The organism is Kitasatospora sp. NPDC054768, from assembly GCF_053612025.1.
In genome coordinates this window covers 6,581-25,175 of the sequence record NZ_JBSHBN010000096.1, presented here as the reverse complement: position 1 = coordinate 25,175, position 18,595 = coordinate 6,581, and the positions used below count along the sequence as shown (strand labels likewise).

Annotated in this window: 6 protein-coding genes; 5 read left to right on the top strand and 1 reads right to left on the bottom strand. The window is 75.3% G+C overall.

Features of this window, described 5'->3' with window-relative positions:
* Nucleotides 1-30: 30 nt before the first annotated feature.
* A complete protein-coding gene (locus ACWGKU_RS25685; protein ID WP_380356263.1) occupies nucleotides 31-750 on the bottom strand; it encodes a Phenylacetic acid catabolic protein in 720 nt (239 codons plus the stop codon).
* Nucleotides 751-1,148: 398 nt separating this feature from the next.
* Between ACWGKU_RS25685 and ACWGKU_RS25680 the strand changes: the two genes are divergently transcribed.
* The 5 genes from ACWGKU_RS25680 (at nucleotide 1,149) to ACWGKU_RS25660 (ending at nucleotide 18,438) form a co-directional block, all read left to right on the top strand.
* On the top strand, nucleotides 1,149-1,607 hold the full coding sequence (locus ACWGKU_RS25680) for a PaaI family thioesterase (protein ID WP_452179085.1): 459 nt from the start codon (nucleotides 1,149-1,151) through the stop codon (nucleotides 1,605-1,607).
* A gap of 213 nt (nucleotides 1,608-1,820) precedes the next feature.
* The gene (locus ACWGKU_RS25675; RefSeq protein ID WP_359898406.1) at nucleotides 1,821-1,988 is read left to right on the top strand and encodes a hypothetical protein; all 168 of its coding nucleotides are present in this window, start codon (nucleotides 1,821-1,823) and stop codon (nucleotides 1,986-1,988) included.
* A 216-nt stretch (nucleotides 1,989-2,204) separates the two neighbouring features.
* Complete coding sequence (locus tag ACWGKU_RS25670; RefSeq protein ID WP_401055265.1) at nucleotides 2,205-3,452, top strand: MFS transporter; 1,248 nt, start codon at nucleotides 2,205-2,207, stop codon at nucleotides 3,450-3,452.
* 272 nt (nucleotides 3,453-3,724) lie between these two features.
* A complete protein-coding gene (locus tag ACWGKU_RS25665) occupies nucleotides 3,725-16,936 on the top strand; it encodes a MupA/Atu3671 family FMN-dependent luciferase-like monooxygenase (RefSeq protein WP_452191575.1) in 13,212 nt (4,403 codons plus the stop codon).
* Nucleotides 16,933-18,438, top strand: coding sequence for a condensation domain-containing protein (locus ACWGKU_RS25660; protein WP_452178662.1), 1,506 nt, complete (start codon nucleotides 16,933-16,935; stop codon nucleotides 18,436-18,438). Before ACWGKU_RS25665 ends, ACWGKU_RS25660 begins: the two co-directional genes overlap by 4 nt.
* The last annotated feature ends 157 nt before the right edge of the window (nucleotides 18,439-18,595 follow it).

The window sequence follows — 18,595 nt, the reverse complement described above, 5'->3', positions numbered from 1 at the left end:
AGTCGCGGGATCGGCGTGCTGCTGCGACTGCTACTCCGGGAGGCGCAGACCCAGGTTCTTGATGCGCGGGGTGACCTTCTCCCGCCACAGGTCGCAGGCCTGGCCGTTGGTGGTCTGTCGCAGGCCGAAGCGGACGGCCAGCCTGGCGCGCTCGGAGCGCGGGCTGCCGAAGATCCGGATGAAGGTCGGCCACAGCCGGTCCAGGGCCTGCTGGAGCTGCTCGCGGCCGTCGTCGGTGGCGGCGAGGTTGCGGCACACCCGGGCGCCGTGGGCGATGTGCACCTTCTCGTCGAGGATGATGGTGCGCACCGCGTCGGCCCAGGGGCGGTAGCTGCTCTGCGCGAACTCGGAGATCATCACCATGGCCGTCTCCTCCCCGATGTAGGAGAAGATCCCGCGCTCGGCCCAGGTGGTGCAGTTGTGGAACTCCTGGGCCCGGAACAGGTTCCGCTCGGCCAGGGTCTGCTTCTCCATGTAGCCGGTGTCCACGCCGATCTCGGCGAGGACCCGCTTGCCGATCTTGTAGTGGTCGTACTCCTCGGCGGCACGCTCGGCGCAGACCTGCCGCTCCTCCGCGTCGGGGGCCAGCGGCAGGAAGACCTGCACGTAGTCGTCGCCGCCGGAGAGCTCGCCCTCGGTGTTGACCACCATGCCGCGGATCGCGATCTCCCGGTACTCCTCCGGCATCGCGAGGAACTCGTCGGGCGTGCGGACCACCACCGCCTCGTCGTCCAGAATGGAAATCCCCATGGCACAACACCCCGTCTCTGAAGCAGGAATCCGAAGCAGGACATGGTCGGGTGGGAGCGGCCGGGGCGGTTTCCACCGAGGCTCTCGATGACGACCACAAGGAAAAGGACGCCGCCCCCCAGCGGCCGGCGGAGCCCCGTGGCGGCTCCGCTGAACTTCCTCGGAGCGTAGGTGCTGCATTTTGGGCCGAACAAGGTCCCTCACGAATCGTGCCGGACGGATTCGGCCACCCGACAGCGCCGGAGGGACTGGTTCCGGCCATCGCGACACCGGCGCGACATGCGCAATTATCGTTCCTGTAACGGATCTTGGCGGTTGACCACGGAAAACGAAGCTGGCCGGAAGCAGGCCTGGACCACGCCGGGCGTACCGCCGGGCCGACGGTTACGCTGACCCCCATGACCACCGACTCGAACACGGGGGTCGCCACCGTCGACGCCCTCCTGGGCCCCGACCGGCTCAATGAGCTGATCACCGACCAGTTCCCCGACTACGCCGCCTGCCGGGTGACCGACGTGGACGGCCACGCCCTGACCATGGCGGTGGACGGCGACCGGCTGCGCACCCGCCCGGGCGGCACCGTCTCGGGCCCGGAGCAGGCCGGGCTGTGCGACCTGGCCGCGTTCCTCCTGATCAACGCCCGGCTCGGGCCCACCCTGATGGCGCTGACCAGCTCGCTGCAGATCAGCTTCCTCAACCGGCCGCGCCCCGGGGCGCTGCGCGTGCACGCCAGGACGGCCAAGTTCGGGCGCCGGCTGTGCGTGGTCCTGGCCGAGCTGCTGGACGCCGACGGCGTCCTGGTGGCCAGCGCCACGCTGACGTACGCGATTCCGCAGGCCCGGCCCGGGACGGCCTGACAGCTCCCTCCTCGGCGCCCCTTCTCGGCGCACTCCTTCTCCGCACGCCGGTTTCCCGCACGCGGACCCTCTGCACGCCGGTTCTCCGCGCACCGGTCTCGCCCTGCCGCCGTTCCGGCCCCGGCGGCCGGACGAATCCGACATTACGAATACGGGGTGGGGTATATTGACAGGGCGGCCCCACCCCCGGGGGCCCGGAGAACGGAGAACGGGATGTGCCGACGAGTCGCCTGCCGCACCTGCGGGAAGCCGACCTTCGCCGGGTGCGGGATGCACGTGGAGCAGGTCCTGGCCGGGGTGCCCGCGTCCGCCCGCTGCGACTGCGCCGCCCGGGGCAGCGCGGGCAAGGGTTGGTTCGGCAGGCTCTTCGGCCGCCGCTGACCCCCGCGTCGATCACTCCGCCCGCCTGTCCGTACGCCAACAATTGGCCAGGGTGGCGCGAAAGATGACAGTAAGTCGGCCGAGTGCGCGATCTTTTGGACAGGAAATGATCTAAGCATTGATCTGACACCCGTTCACCCTCTAGGTTGCGGTGCAATGTCACACTGAACCGCCATATATGGCGTGCCCGGGGGGACCACGGTGCCGGACACCGCATTGGAAGCAACGCACCAGACCACGAGCAAGCTGCCCCGGGTCTTCTACCGGCTGGCCGCGGGCGACGCCCTGAACATGTACGGGAGCCAGCTCGACCTGGTCGCGCTGAGCCTGTTCGCCTACGAGGCCGCCGGCAACGCCCTCGGCACGGCCGGGTACCTGGTCCTGCGACTGGGCGGCGGCCTCGTCGGCGGGCTGGTCGCCGGACGGCTGGTGGCCCGGCTGGAGCGACGGCGGCTGATGACGGGCTGCGCCCTGGCCCAGGCGCTGGCACTGGTCGTCGTCGCCCTCGTCCCGGCCTCGATGCGCATCCCCGTGCTCTACCCGCTCGCCCTGGTCCTCGGCGGCGCCGCCGCGGTGGCCTCCGTCGCGCTGCGGACCAGCATCCCCGAGATGGTCGGTGCCGAGCGCCGCGCCCGGGCCAACAGCCTGATGGCGAGCTGCCGTTCGACGGCGATGGTGCTCGGCTTCGCCTCCGCGGGCGTGGTGGTGGCCTGGGCCGGATTCCGGGCCGCGCTGCTCATCGACGCGGCCAGCTTCGTCCTGTTCGGGGCACTGGTGATCCGGCTGCCCCTGCCCACCCGGGCCGTCCCGGCGGAGGAACCCGCGACCCAACCGGAGGAACCCGCGCCGGCAGCCGGGAAGCGCGGCCCCCGGTGGCAGGCACTGGTCGTCCTGCGGGCCGCTCCGGTGGTGGGCGCCATGGCGGGGATCCGACTGCTGGACGCCTTCGGCTCCGCGGCCCACAACATCAGCCTGCCGGTCTTCGCCAACCTGTCCTCCCCCGACAACCCGGCCGCACTGCTCGGCACCTTCTGGGCCACCTGGGCGATCGGCAACCTCGGCGCCCAGCAACTGGTCTCCCGGTTCATGCTGCGCCGGGGCATCGAGCCCGGCGAGCGCGGCTTCGCGCTGGGCACCTGCCTGATGTCCGCCTGCTTCATCCTGGTCTTCACCGACCTCCCGACCCCGCTCTTCCTGCTGGTCGCGATCGGCGCCGGCCTCGGTGACGGCTTCACCGAGATCTCCTACACCACCCGGATCCAGGCCCTCGCCGACGAGCGGCGCGGCGAGGCCTTCGGCATCCTCGCGTCCGCCGAGAACGTCGGCATGGGCACCGGGATGCTGTTGAGCGGCTCACTGCTGGCGGTGGTCAGCCCGCTGACCGTGGTCGGCGTCTCGCACGCCGTCCCGATCGTGCTGGCGCTCGCCTTCCTCGTCCTGGTCGCCCGCACCCGCCGCCGCTGAGCGGCCCGCCCACCGGCCCCCGCCACCACCCCGGCGCCCCGCGCCGTACCCGACACCGGCCCGACGCACCACTCCCGCGACACCCCCACGCCGCACGCGACACCGCTCCTTCGCACCACCCCTCCGGCGCCCGCGCCGTAGGCGACACCGCGCTTTCCCCCGCACCGCCCCGGCGCCCCCGCGCCGTACGCGCCACCCGTCTCCGCTCCCCTCCCTGACCCGGGGCGGCCCACACCCGCGCCCCGGCACCGATCCGAAAGGTGCCGAACGTCATGAGCCCCACCGGTCCCGACCACGGCCGGCTGCGAACCCTGGAAGCCCGACTGCTGCTGCGCCCCGAGATCGCCGACTGCGCGCTGCTGCCCGTCGAGCACGGGAACGGCCGCCCAGGCCTGCGGGCCTACCTGGTGCCCGCCGTCGACGGCGATCCCGAGGCCCTGCGCCGCCGGGCCGCCGCGGCGCTGCTGGACGCCGACCCGAGCGCCGAGGTGCACCTCCTGGACGGCATCGTCCGCACCCCCGAGGGCGAACCCGACGCCGCCGCCCTGGCCGCGGCGCTCACCCGGGCGCCGGCCGCACCCGGCCCCGCCCTGCGCCACCTGCGTGAACTCACCGACCGCTGGCGGCCGTTCGGGGAGGGGTCGGCGACGGCCGGCACCGCCCCGACGGAGCCGGCGGCCGCGCCCGCGGGCCCCGGGACGGAGGCCGTCGGCGCCCCGCTGCACGCACCCGCGCCGGACGCGCCCCGGACGCTGCCCGAGGCGCTGCTGCGCGCCGCCGAGCTGCACCCCGACCGGGGGCTGCACCTGGTCCGGGCGGGCGGCGAGGCGACTCGGCTGACCTACCGTCAACTCCTGGCCCGATCGCGCGAGATCCTCACCACCCTGGCCTCCGCCGGAGTGCGGGCCGGGGACCGGGTGATCCTCCAGGTCCCGGACCCGGAGCTCTACTTCCCCACCCTGTGGGCCTGCCTGCTGGGCGGGGTGCAGCCGGTGACGGTGGCACGCCCGCCGGACTACCACGAGCGCAACCCCGTCCTGGAGAAGCTCTGGCACGCCTGGCAGACCCTGGAGGAGCCGCCGGTGCTCGCCTGCGGGCCGGCGGTGGCCGGCCTGGAGCGGCTCGGGGAGCTGTACCCGGCGCCGGGCCTGCGGGTGATCGCCGTCGACCGGCCCGTCGACGGCGACCGGCCGGCGGCCGCCGAACACGCCCCCGCCCCCGGCGACGTCGCGATCCTCCAGCTGTCCTCCGGCAGCACCGGGCGGTCCAAGGCGGTGCAGATCACCCACCGCGGCATCCTGGAGTACACCGCCGGAGCCGTCGCGAACGGCTGCGATCCGGCCGACACCACGGTCAACTGGCTGCCCCTGGACCACGTCGCCGGACTGCTGATGTTCCACCTGCGCGACGTGGTGCTGGCCGCCGACCAGGTGCAGGTGCCCACCGAACTCGTCCTCGCCGACCCGCTGGTCTGGCTGGACGCGCTGGAGCGCTACCGGGGCGCGCACTCCTGGTCGCCCAACTTCGGCTACCGGCTGGTCGCCGAGGCCGTCCGGGCCGCCGGGCCCGGACGCCACTGGGACCTGTCCGCGGTCAAGTCGCTGATCAACGCCGGCGAGCAGTGCACCGAGGCGGTGCTGGACGAGTTCCTGGCCGCCACCGCCCCGTTCGGCGTCCGCCCCGAGCACCTGCTGCTGGGCTGGGGCATGGCCGAGACCTGCACGGTGATCACCTACAAGCGCTACCACGAGGACGGTTCCCGCCGGCTGGTGCGCACCGACTCGCTCAGCGGCCGGCTGGAGCCCGCCGACCCGGACTCGGCGGAGCGCGGCACCGGCTTCCTCAGCATGGGACGGCCCGCGCCCGGCACCCGGATGCGGGTCACCGACGACAACGGGCGGGCGCTGCCCGAGCACTGGGTCGGCCGGCTCCAGGTCCGCTCCGGCCGGGTGACGCCGGGGTACCTGAACAACCCGGCCGCCAACCAGGAGGCCTTCGTCGGCGACGACTGGTTCGACACCGGGGACCTCGCCTTCCTGACCGACGGCGAGGTGGTGCTCACCGGCCGTCGCAAGGAGATCATCATCGTCAACGGCGTGCACTACTTCTGCCACGAGCTGGAGGACGTGGTGGCCTCCGTGGCGGGGGTGCGCTCCGGACACGTCGCGGCCTTCGGGGTGCCGGACGAACGCACCGGCACCGAGCAGCTGGTGATCGCCTACGTCCAGAGCGACCCGCAGGCCCCCGCGCCGCCCGTCGCCGCCGAGGTGCGGCAGCTGCTGGCGGCTCGCCGACAGCCCGCGCCCGCCCTGGTGCTCCCCGTCCCGGCGGCCGAGTTCCCCCGCACCACCAGCGGCAAGATCCAGCGCACCGCGCTGCGTCGCCGGCTGCTGGACGGCGAACTCGACGACCACGTCGTGGCGCTGGACCTGGCCGAGGCCAACTCCCGGACGCTGCCGGACTGCGTGCGGCGGCTCGGCTGGGAGCCCCGCCCGGTTCCGCAGGCCGTGGCCGCTCCGCTGGCGGACGAAACGATCCTGCTGCTCGGCCCGGCCGGCCCCGGCACCCTCACCGAGGCCCTGGCCACCGCCCTGCCGAACGCCCTGGTGGTGGACCGGCCGCCGACCACCGACCCCGAGGACTGGCTGCGGGCCCTCGGGGACCGGACGGCCGACCGGCTGGTCTACCTCTGGAGCGCGACGGCCGACGGACCGGCCCGGCCGGACGAGGCACTGCTCGCCCTGCTCCGGGCGCTCCCGGCCCGGCCGCCGCTCCGCGAGCTGGTCTCGGTCAGCGCCGGGCTGCACGCCGTACTCCCCGGAGAACTCCCCAGGCCCACCGCCGCATTGACCGCGGCGCTGACCGCCGGGGCGCGGGCCGAACAACTGGTGCCCGCCGCCCGGCACCTCGACCTGCCACGCGAGGCACCGGCCGCGGAACAGGCCGGCGCCCTGCTCGCCCTGCTCACCGATCCCCGGCCCGAACCCGAATCCGCCTGGCGCGCCGGCCGCCCCTGGGTCCCCCGGCTGGAAACGGTCGAGGCTGCCTCCGCGCCGTCCGGGGCGGGCTGCTCGCTGCTCACCCCCGGCGCCCGCTACCTCGTCACCGGCGGCCTCGGCGGGATCGCCGCCGAGCTGCTGCCCGGGCTGCTGCGCGAGTACGGCTCCCGACTGCTGATCGTCGGCCGCAGCGACCTGGACGCCCCGACCGCCGAGGGCGCCGAACGCCGGGCCGCACTGCGCCGACTGGCCGCCCAGGGCGGTCAGGTCGGCTACCGCCAGGCCGATGTGACGAACCGTCAGCAGGTGGCGGAGGTCGTCGCCGAGGCCGAACGGGAGTGGCAGGCGCCGCTGGACGGCGTGCTCCACCTGGCCGGCGGCTACCGGCTCGCGCTCCTCGCCGACACCGGCACCGAGGGCTGGCGGGAGGCCGTCCGGACCAAGGCCGAGGGCACCGACCACCTCATCGAGCTGGTCAAGGAACGGCCCGGAGCACAGTTCGTCGCCTTCTCCTCGATGATCGGCCTCCAGGAGGCGGTCGGCTCCACCGGCTACGCCGCCGCCAACCGCTACCTGGAGAGCACCGTCGAGCGGCTGCGCCGCGAGAGCGGCACCCCGGCCTGGACGATCTCCTGGGGCCTGTGGCGCGGGGTCGGCATGAACCGCGACACGGAGAACGAGCAGGCCGCCACCGGCCGGGGCATCGCCGTGCTGAGCGCCGCCCACGGGCGCCGACTGGCCGCCCTGCTGCTGGCCGGCGCCCCGGGTCACCGGTACGCCGGTCCGGACCCGAGCTCCCCCGCCGCCCGGCGCCGGCTGCGCGCCACCGCGCCCCGCCCGGTGACCGCCGCCGCCCCGGCACCGGGCACCACGGCACCGTCCACCACGGCACCGGACACCACGACACCGGGCACCGCGGCAGCGGACGGCCGGCCCGCCGCACAGCCCGTCCCGGGCACCGGCCGGACCGCACCGTCCGGGCTGCGCCGACTCGTCCTGGACGCCTTCGAGTCCGTCCTGGACACCCCGCTGGACCCGGGCCGCCCGCTCGCCGAACTCGGCATCGGCTCCCTCCAGTTGATGCGGGTGCACGGCGCGCTCAGCGCCGTGCTGCCCACGCCCCCGGCGCCCACCGAGCTGTTCCGCCACCCCACCGTGGACGCCCTGATCGAGCACCTGGCCGCCGAACCGGCCGCACCCACCGCTCCGCTCCGCTCCCCCGCCGCCGGCACCGACGCCGGGCCGGGCGACGACCGCCGGGTGGCGATCGTCGGCCTGGCGCTGCGCCTGCCGGGCGCCGACACCCCCGAGCAGTACTGGCGGAACATCGTCGAGGGCGTCCGCAGCACCACCCGGTTCACCGAGGAGGAGCTGGCGGCCGCCGGACTGCGCCCGGAGGAGTACCGCCACCCCGACTTCGTCCCGGTCACCGGGGCGCTCACCGACGTCGACCATTTCGACGCCGAGGCGTTCGGCATCAGCGGCACCGAGGCCGCGCTGATGGACCCGCAGCAGCGCCTGCTGCTGGAGATCTGCCGCCAGGCCCTGGAGGACGGCGGCTACGACGCACCGGACCCGGAGCGCCGGGTCGGGGTCTTCGCCGGAACCGGGATGACCCTGTACGCGCTGCGCAACTACTACCAGCACACCCTGGCCGCCACCGCCGACCCGGCCGAACCGGTGGCCGCCCTGCAGACCGCGATCGGCAACCAGGCGGACTTCGCCGCCACCCGGGTCGCCTACCGGCTGGGCCTCACCGGTCCGGCGATCGGCGTGCAGACGGCCTGCTCCACCTCGCTGGTCGCGGTGCACCTGGCCGTGCAGTCCCTGCTGGCGGGCGACTGCGAGCTGGCCCTCGCCGGGGCCGCCGCCCTGCACATCCCGCAGGCCGCCGGCTACCGCTACGAGGAGGGGTCGATCCTCTCCCCCGACGGCGCCTGCCGGGCCTTCGACGCCGACGCGGGCGGCACGGTCGGCGGCAACGGCGTCGCCGCCGTCCTGCTCAAGCGCCTCGACCGGGCGCTCGCCGACGGCGACACCGTGCACGGGGTGATCCTCGGCTCCGCCGTCAACAACGACGGCGGCCGGAAGGTCGGCTACACCGCGCCCAGCGTGGACGGGCAGGCGGCCGTGGTCGGCCGGGCCCTGGACCTCGCGGGCGTACCGGCCGAGAGCATCGGCTACATCGAGGCCCACGGCACCGGCACCCCGCTCGGCGACCCGATCGAGTTCCGGGCGCTGGCCCAGGCGTTCCGGTCCCGGACCGAGGCCGCCGGGTTCTGCTCGCTCGGCTCGGTCAAGCCCAACATCGGCCACCTGGACACCTGCGCCGGAATGGCGGGCCTGATCAAGGCGCTGCTGGTGCTGCGGCACGGCACCGTCCCGCCGCTGGTGAACTTCACCAGCCCCAACCCCGCGCTGGAGCTGGCCGGCAGCCCGTTCCGGCTCGCCGCCGAGCGCCGGGACTGGCCGGACGGCCCCACCCCGCGCCGGGCCGGGGTCAGCGCCCTGGGCGTCGGCGGCACCAACGCCCACCTGGTGCTCGAGCAGGCCCCGGCCACCGCCGCGGTGCCCGCGCCGCGGCCGGCCCCGACCGTGCTGCCGCTGTCGGCCCGCACCGCCCAGGGCCTCACCGAGCTGGCCGGACTGCTCCGCGACCGGCTGGACGCCGAACCCGCCCTGGCACCCGGCGACCTGCCGCTCACCCTCGGCGCCGGCCGGCGCGCGCTGCGCCACCGGCTGGCCGTCACCGGCCCCGACCCGGCCGCCCTGCGCACGGGCCTGGACGCCTTCCTGGCGGGCCGGCCCACCGCCGGCGCGGCCCACCGCGAGACCGGGCGCGGCGAGGTCCGGCCGGTGCTGCTCTTCACCGGCCAGGGATCCCAGTACCGGGGCATGGCCGCCGAACTGCACGCCGCATTCCCGGTCTTCCGCGCCGTCCTGGAGGAGTGCGACCGGCTGCACCGCGCGGCCTGGGACGAGCCGCTGCTGCCGCTGCTGCTCGACCCCGCCGCGCAGGGCACCGAGGACACCTGGACCACCGAGGCGGCGCAGCCCGCGCTGTTCGCCCTCCAAGCGGCCTACCTGCGGCTCTGGCAGGAGCTCGGCGTGCGTCCCGCCGCGGTCGCCGGGCACAGCGCCGGGGAGTACGCGGCCTTCCACGCGGCCGGCGCGCTCGACCTGGCCGACGGGATGTTCCTGACGGCGCTGCGCGGCCGGCTGATGCACCGGCTGACCGAACCGGGCGCCATGACGGTGGTCTCGGCCGGCCCGGACCGGCTGGCCGGGCTCGGCGACTGGCTGCCCGGGGTGGACCTGGCCGTGGTCAACGGCAAGGGCCAGTGCGTGCTGGCCGGCCCGCCGCGCGAGATCGCCGCCGCCGAGGCCGTGCTGGCCGCCGACGGGGTGACCACCGAACGCCTGGCCACCGACCGGGCGTTCCACTCCCGCCTGCTCGACCCGATGCTCGACCCCTTCCGCGACCAGCTGGCCCGGCTGCGCCTGCGGCCGCTGGCCGTCCCGCTGGTCAGCAACCTCGGCGGCGAGGTGCTGGCCCCCGGGACCGTCCCGACGCCCGAGTACTTCCTGCGGCAGACCCGGGAGACCGCCCGGTTCGACCAGGTGCTCGCCGCGCTGGACGGACTGGACCACGAGCTGTTCCTGGAGCTCGGCCCGCACCCGACGCTGACCGGCATGGGCCGCCGGGAGCTGCCGCACCGCCACTTCGTCGCCGGCGGCCGGCGCGGCGCCTCGCCGGAGCAGCAGTTCGACGCCGCCGCGGCCGCGCTGTGGTCGCACGGCGTCCCGCTCGACTGGGCCCGCTTCGCCGCCGCCCGGGACTGGCCGGACGGGCCTGCCCGCCGCGTCCCGCTGCCCACCACCGTCTTCCAACGCCGCCGCCACTGGTTCACCGCCCCTGCCCGGCCCACCACCGAGGACCCCGCCATGCGCCAGGACCCACCCCAGCAGAGCGCACCGGCCACGACGCCGGCCGCCGCACCGACGCCGAGCCCCGAGGAGTTCGCCGAGCAGGCCGTCCTGCGCCGGGTCGTCGAGCAGACGGCCCGCCAGCTCGGCTACGACGAGGCCTCGGTCGGGACGGACGAGCCGTTCTTCGACCTGGGCGCCGACTCGCTCTCGATGATCAACATGATCCGCGACCTGGAGCGCGCGTTCCGGGTCCGGGTGTCGATGCGCGAACTCTTCGAGGCGGCCGACACCCCGGCCCGGCTGGCCGGGCTGATCGCCTCCCGGCTGGAGCCGGCGGTGCTGGCCACGCTGCTGCCGGCCGCCGAGCCGGAGCCCGTGGCGGAGCCCGAGCCCGCGCCCGTTCCGGCGGCCGCCACGGCTGCGGTGCCCGCTCCGGCCGCCGTTCCCGCTGCCGTCCAGGCCGCCCCGGTGGCCCAGGGCGCACCCGCCGTCCACCCGGCCCCGCCCGTCCAGGCACCGCCCGTCCAGGCCCCGGCCGCGGTGCCGGTTCCCCAGCCCGTGCCCGTCGCGCCCAGCGTCCCGCAGGCGGTGCCCACCGCACTGAGGCCGGTGACCGACGGCACCGGCCTGATCGAGCGCCAGCTCGCGCTCCTCGGCCAGTTCTCCGACCTGATGCGCGACCAGCTCGGCCTGCTGGCCGGCGGCGGCGCGCCCGCGCTCCCCGCGGCGCCCGTGCCCGCGGCCCTGCCCCCGGCGGCGGCCGTACCCGTCACCGCCCCGGTCCCGACGCCCGCCGTCGCCCCCGCACCCGCACCCGCACCCGCCGCCGAGGCACCCGCCGCAGCGCCCGCCGCACCCGCCGCCGAGGCGCCCGCCCCGCAGGTGCACGGCCCCCGGGTGACCGTCTCCCGCGAGTCCGGCATGGCCTCCGGCGGCCTGACCGACCAGCAGCGCGCCCACGTGGACGAGCTGGTCGCCCGCTTCACCGCCCGCACCACCGCCTCCAAGGCGATCACCCGCCGTCACCGCCGCACCCTGGCGGACAGCCGTGCCGTGGTCGGCTTCCGCTCCGGCACCAAGGAGATGCTCTACCCGCTCGCCGCCCGGCGGGCCCGGGGCTCCCGGCTGGAGGACGTCGACGGCAACGCGTACGTCGACATCACCATGGGCTTCGGCGTCCTGCTCTTCGGCCACGACCCGCAGTTCGTCTCCGAGGCCGTCCGCGAGCACCTGTCCTCGGGCCTGCGGCTGGGCCCGCGCGGTCCGGAGACCGGCGAGGCCGCCGAGCTGCTGGCCGAGCTGACCGGCACCGAGAGGGTCGCCTTCGCCAACTCCGGCACCGAGGCGAACGCCGGGGCGATCCGGCTGGCCCGCGCGCACACCGGCCGGGACAAGATCGTCATGTTCGAGGGCTCCTACCACGGCCACTCCGACCAGACCCTGGGCCGGACGCTGGGCCGCGGCGCCGACCGGGAGACCGTCCCGGTCTCCATCGGCATCCCCGGCAGCGCGGTCGCCGACCTGCTGGTGCTGCGGTACGGCGACCCGGAGAGCCTCAAGGTCATCGAGGAGCACGGCGACCGGATCGCCGCCGTCCTGGTCGAACCGGTGCAGAGCCGCCACCCCGGCCGCCAGCCCGCCGACTTCGTCCGCTCGCTGCGCGAACTGACCACCCGGCTCGGCATCGTGCTGGTCTTCGACCAGATGCTCACCGGCTTCCGGCCCCACCTGCGCGGCGCCGAGGGCTTCTGGGGCGTCACCCCCGACATGTCCACCTACGGCAAGGTGCTGGGCGGCGGCTACCCGATCGGCGCGATCGCCGGGCGGGCCGACATCATGGACGGGATCGACGGCGGCCACTGGGACTACGGGGACGACAGCTACCCGCCCAAGGACACCACCTTCTTCGGCGGCACCTACATCCAGCACCCGCTGGCGATGACCGCCGCGGGCGCGGTGCTGCGCCACCTCAAGGCGGCCGGCCCCGGCCTCCAGGAGCGGCTGAACGCCCGCACCGACGAGCTGGCGGCCACCCTGAACGGCTTCTTCGAGGAGGAGGAGTTCCCGCTGCGCCTGGCCCACTTCGGCTCGCTCTTCCGCTTCGAGCCCCGGGCCGACATGGAGCTGCTCTTCCCGCACCTGCTGACCCGCGGGGTCTACGTGTGGGAGTGGCGCAACTTCTTCCTCTCCACCGCCCACACCGACGGCGACCTGGAGTTCGTGATCGACGCGGTCCGCGAGTCGCTGCGCGACCTGCGGCGCGGCGGCTTCTTCCCGGCCTCGCCCGGCGTCCGCCTGCCGGCCCCCCGGCCGGCCGCCGAACTCGCCGTCCCCGCCGAGACCGTGCGCGGCCGGGCGGAGCCGATCGCGTACCAGCCGGTCAGCGACCCGCAGCGGCCGGTGGACTTCAGCCTCTACTTCTTCGGCGACTACCCGCTGGACTCCCCGGAGGACGAGAAGTACCGCATCGTCCTGGAGAGCGCCCGCTTCGCCGACCGGCACGACTTCCACTCGGTCTGGCTGCCGGAGCGCCACTTCCACTCCTTCGGCGGCATCTTCCCCAACCCCTCGGTGCTGGCCGCCGCCCTCGCCCGGGAGACCAGCCGGATCCGGCTGAACGCGGGCTGCGCCGTGCTGCCGCTGCACCACCCGGTGCGGGTGGCCGAGGAGTGGTCGGTGGTCGACAACCTGTCCGGCGGCCGGGTCGGCCTGGGCTGCGCCAGCGGCTGGCACCCCAACGACTTCCTGTTCTTCCCCGAGAACTACGGCAGCCACAAGGAGCTGATGCACCGGCAGGTCGACACCGTCCGGGCGCTGTGGCGCGGCGAGCCGTACCAGGGCCGCAACGGCAACGGTGAGCCGATCGAGGTGACCCTGCACCCGCGCCCCCTGCAGGACCTGCCGCCCATGTTCACCGCGATCGTCGGCAACCCGGACAGCTTCCGCGAGGCCGCCCGGCACGACCTCGGCGTCATCACCAACCTGATGACCCAGGACATCTCCCAGCTGGCCGAGAACATCGAGGTCTACCGGCGCACCCGGGCCGAGCACGGGCTCGACCCGGAGGCCGGCCGGGTGGTCGTGCTGGTCCACACCTACCTGGGCACCGACCTGGCCACCGCCCGCGAGCAGGCCTACCGGCCGTTCTGCAACTACCTGCGCTCCTCGCTCTCGCTGTTCGGGCAGATGGCCAACAGCCTGGGCCTGACCCTGGACTACGAGAGCGCCCGTGATGACGACCTGGAGTACGTGCTGGAGCGCGCGTACGAGCGCTACTGCGCCTCCCGCGCGCTGATCGGCACCCCGGAGAGCGTCCAGGGGGTGCTGTCCGAGCTGCGGGCGGCCGGCGCCGACGAGATCGCCGCCTTCGTGGACTTCGGGCTCTCCCCCGACCTGGTGGCGGCCGGCCTGCCCCAGCTCGACGTCCTGCGCCGGGACACCCTGCGCGGCGCGCCGCTGTCCTACGCCCAGCAGCGGATGTGGTTCCTGCACCGGATGCTGCCCGACGGCGGGCAGTACAACGAGGTCAAGGCGATCGCCCTGGACGGCCCGCTCGACCCGCGGGCCCTGGACGCCGCGCTGCGCCGGCTGGTCGAACGCCACGTCGCGCTGCGCACCGTCTTCCGGGAGCAGGACGGCGAACCGTTCCAGCAGGTGCTGGCGCCGCCCGCCGGCCCGGTGCTGCGGCGGATCACGGCCGACGGCGGCAGCCCGGACCCGGTGGCCGACCTGGTCGCCGCCGAGGGCGCCCACCGCTTCGACCTCGCCGAGGGCCCGCTGTTCCGGGCCCTGCTGCTGGAGCGGGACGCCGACCGGCACGTCCTGGTCCTCTCGATGCACCACATCGTGATCGACACCCTGTCCACCGTGGTGATCACCCGCGAGCTGGGCGAGCTCTACCTGGCCGCCCGGGAGGACCGGGCCGCCCGGCTCCCGGTGCTCACCACCGGCCCGGCCACCGAGGCCGCCCGCGAGCGGGCCCGGGTGGCCGCCGGCGAGTACGAGGAGAGCCTCGCCCACTGGCGCAAGGTGTTCGGCGGCGGTGACCTGCCGGTGCTGTCCCTGCCCACCGACCGGCCGCGCCCGGCGGTGCCGGACGGCCGGGGCCGCTCCTTCGTCCACCACCTGCCCGCCGAACTCGCGGACGGCCTGCGGGAGTTGGCCCGGTCCAAGCGCTCCACCCTGTTCATGGTGCTGCTGACCGGCTTCGCCGGCGTCCTGCAGCGGTACGCCGGCCAGGACGAGATCGTGCTGGGCACCCCGGTGGCCAACCGGGCCGACGGCACCGAGGACCTGGTCGGGTTCTTCGTCAACACCCTGGCGCTGCGCCTGGACCTCTCCGGCGAGCCGGCCTTCGCCGAGGCGCTCGGCCGGGTCCGCTCCACCGCGCTGGACGCCTACGAGCACCAGCAGCTGCCCTTCGAGGTACTGGTGCAGGAGCTGAACCCGCAGCGCGACACCAGCCGCAACCCGCTGTTCCAGGTCATGGTCGAGTTCGAGAACCACATGGTCTTCGAACTGGACCTGCCCGGGGTGACGGCCCGTCCGCTGGACCACGTCGCGGACCGCTCCGCCTTCGACCTGACGCTCTTCCTGACCAGCCTGCCCGACGGCATCCGCTGCCACGTCGAGTACGCCGAGACCCTCTTCGACCGGGCCACCGTCGACCGGCTGCTCGGCGCCTTCGAGCGGCTGCTCACCGCCGCGGTCTCGGACCCGGAGCGCCCCCTCGTCGAACTCACCGCCGTGTCCGCCACCGAGGCCGACACCGCCCTGGAGTGCGGCCCCCCGGCCGTCCGGGAACCCGAGCACCCGCTGGCCACCATCGCCGCGACCGCGGCAGGCCGGCCCGAGCAGACCGCGGTGGTCGCCGCCGACGGCACCGGGACGGACTACCGGACGCTGCTGGCCCGGGCGGACGACCTGGCCGGCCGGCTGCTGGCGGCCGGCGTCCGCGAGGGCAGCCGGGTGGGCGTCCTGCTGCCCCGCTCGGTCGACCTGGTGGCCGCGCTGCTGGCCATCCTGCGCCTCGGCGCCGTCCACGTACCCGTCGACGTGCTGCAGGGCCCCGAGCGCTGCCGGCTGATCGTCGAGGACAGCGCGCCGGTCGTCCTGCTCACCACCACGGACGACGCCCCGGCGGAGCTCGGCCTGACCGTCCCGACGGTGCTCACCGCCACCGCCCCGGCCGACGCCGCCGCCGAACTGCCCCCGCTGCCCGCCCCCTCGGCGCAGGCCCCCGCGTACCTGCTCTACACCTCAGGCTCCACCGGCCGCCCCAAGGGCGTGCTGATGCACTCCCTCGCCCTGGCCCACTTCGTGGCCTGGAACGTCGCCGACCACCCCGCGGCCCGTACCCTCCAGTACGCCTCCTGCGGCTTCGACGTCAGCGTCCAGGAGATCCTCACCACACTGGCCGGCGGCGGCACCCTGCTGCTGATCGAGGAGGAGACCCGCTACGACGTGACGGCGCTGGCCGCCGTGGTCCGCTCCACCCGGGCCGAGCGGCTCCACCTGCCGTACACGCCGCTGGCCGCCCTGGCCGACGCGCTCGGCGAGGAGCCCGTGCCGCACCTGCGGGAGCTGATCTCGGGCGGCGAGCAGGTGCTGGTCACCCCCGGGCTGCGGGCCTTCCTGAGCCGCAACCCCGGCTGCCGGCTGATCAACCACTACGGCCCGACCGAGACCCACGCGCTGACGGCCGGCGAGATCGACCCGGACGGCCCGGAGTACGCGCCGATCGGCCGCCCGACCCCGGGCAGCCGGATCGTGCTGCGCGACCCCGCCGGCCGCCGGGTGCCGGCCGGAGCGGTCGGCGAGATCCACGCCCTCGGCGTCCAGGTCGGCATCGGCTACATCGGCCGCGACGAGGAGAGCGCCGCCGTCTTCACCGACACCCCCGACGGCCCCAGCTACCGCACCGGCGACCTCGGCCGCTGGCGCCCGGACGGCCGGCTGGAGTACCTCGGCCGGGCCGACCGCCAGGTCAAGGTGCGCGGCTACCGGGTCGAGCCGGGCGAGATCGAGACCGTGCTGCGCGGCGTTCCCGGCGTGCACGCCGCCGCCGTGACGGCGCGCCGCACCGCGGCGGGCACCGTGCTCGCCGGGTACGTCGGATGCGCGCCGGCCGACCTGCCCCGGGTCGCCGACCGGCTGGCCGACCTGCTGCCCGACTACATGGTGCCCGGGCTCTGGGCCACCGTCGACGCCCTGCCGTTCAACGCCCACGGCAAGCTCGACACCGCCGCCCTGCCGGAGCCGCGCCCGCTCGGCGCGGACGAGCCCCAGGCCGCGCCGGCCACCGAGCTGGAACGGACCGTGCAACGGCTCTGGGAGGAGGAGCTCGGCCGCCCCGTCGGGGTGGAGACCTCCTTCTTCGACCTGGGCGGGCACTCGCTGGCCGCCACCCGGCTGCTGAACCGGGTCCGCGAGGAGACCGGGCTGCGGATCGGCGTGCTGGACTTCTTCCGCCGCCCGACCGTCCGCGCGATGGCCGCCCACGAGCCGGCCGCCGAGCAGCACCCGGCCCCGGCCTTCGAGGAGGGGACCCTGTGAGCACGGCGGAGGACGTTCGAGGAGAGGACGCGGCGAGCACGGCGGAGGACGGCTGGGCGCGGCTGCTGCGCCTGCTCGACGAACGCGAGATCGTGCTGCGCACCACCGGCGAGCGGCTCGGCTACCTGGCCCCCGCCGGCGCGATGGACGAGGAGGTCACCGGCCTCGTCCGGGCCCACCGCGACCGGCTGCTGACCACCCTGACCGGCGCCGGGGAGGCGCTGTCCGCCGCGCCGGCCGGGGTGACCCAGTGGCGGCTGCGCAAGGCCCACGGCGACGCCGCCGACCCCGCGGTGTGGAACATCCTCCAGCGGATCACCCTGCGCGGGCCGCTGGAGCCCGGGCGGCTGGCCGCCGCGCTGACGGCGGTCACCGAGCGGCACGAGAGCCTGCGGACCCGGTTCGTGGACACCGAGCTCGGCGGGCTCCAGCAGGTGCTGCCGAACACCCCGCTGGACGTCCCGGTCGAGGACCTGCGCGGGCTCGCCCCCGCCGAACGGGACGCGGCCCTCGCCGCGGCCCTGGAGGCCGAGGTCGGCCGCCCGTTCGACCTGACGGCGCCCCCGCTGCTGCGCGCCCGACTGCTGCGCCCGGCGGCGCAGGAGTGGGTGCTGCTGCTGACCATCCACCACATCGCGCTCGACGGCTGGTCGCTGGCCACCGTGCTGGCCGACCTGAGCGCGCTCTACCGCACGGGCGGGCCGCTGCCGGGAGAGGCCGGCCGGATGACCGACCACGCCTGCTGGGAGCGGACGGTCGTCAACCGGGCCTCCATGGCGGCGGCCGCCGACCACTGGGCCGAGGCCCTCGGCGGCGCCTCGCTCTCGGTGGACGTGCCCACCGACCGGCCCCGTCCCGAACGGCGCTCCGGGCACGGTGAGACGGCCGAGTTCCGGATCCCGGCGGCCGTGGCCGAGGAGATCGGGCGCTACGCCGCCGCGCGCTCCGCCACCGCCTCGGCCGTCGTGGTCGCCGCGTTCGCCCGGCTGCTCGGCTCGCTCAGCGGCGCGCCGGAGGTGCTGATCCTGCTCTCCAACGCCAACCGTCGGCGGCCGGTCGACGAGCAGGTGGTCGGCCTGCTCACCAGCAGCATGCCGATCCTGGTGCCGACCCGGGGCGAGAGCGGTTTCGCGGGCCTGGTGGACCGCGCCGCCGAGGCGATCGCCTCCGCCCTCGACCACTCCCTGATGCCGTTCGGCCTGCTGGTCGAACCGCTGCGGGAGCGCGGCGTCCCCATGCCCGTCGGGTACCCGCAGATCGTGCTCGCCGTCCAGAGCACCCCGCCCATCGCCCTCGACCTCCCCGGCCTGACCGCCGAGATCGAGGACATCCCCGGCCACTCCGCCCGCGCCGACTGCGCGTTCTCGCTCACCCCGGACGCCGACGGCTACCTGGGTCAGGTCGAGTACGACGCCGACCTGTTCGACGCGGGCACCGTCCGGGGCTGGCTGGACGCCCTGGTCGCGGACCTGGCCCGGCAGTTGGAGGTCCCGCTCGCGTGACACCCGGTGGGCGGCGGGGGGGGGGGCGGCCCCGGCCCGCGCCCCCCCCGCCGCCCCCCCCCCCGGCGACCCCCGCGTTGTAAAACTGCAGACTAGTCGGGAGCGAGGGCTGTGTACAAGTGCGTGGGCGACTGCGTCTTCGTCGTCGGCGCCGGCG

What these genes read in the sequence shown, in the direction of transcription:
- ACWGKU_RS25685 (WP_380356263.1), bottom strand. Translation starts at nt 750, where the DNA reads ATGGGGATTTCCATTCTGGACGACGAGGCGGTGGTGGTCCGCACGCCC.
- ACWGKU_RS25680 (WP_452179085.1), top strand. Translation starts at nt 1,149, where the DNA reads ATGACCACCGACTCGAACACGGGGGTCGCCACCGTCGACGCCCTCCTG.
- ACWGKU_RS25675 (WP_359898406.1), top strand. Translation starts at nt 1,821, where the DNA reads ATGTGCCGACGAGTCGCCTGCCGCACCTGCGGGAAGCCGACCTTCGCC.
- ACWGKU_RS25665 (WP_452191575.1), top strand. Translation starts at nt 3,725, where the DNA reads ATGAGCCCCACCGGTCCCGACCACGGCCGGCTGCGAACCCTGGAAGCC.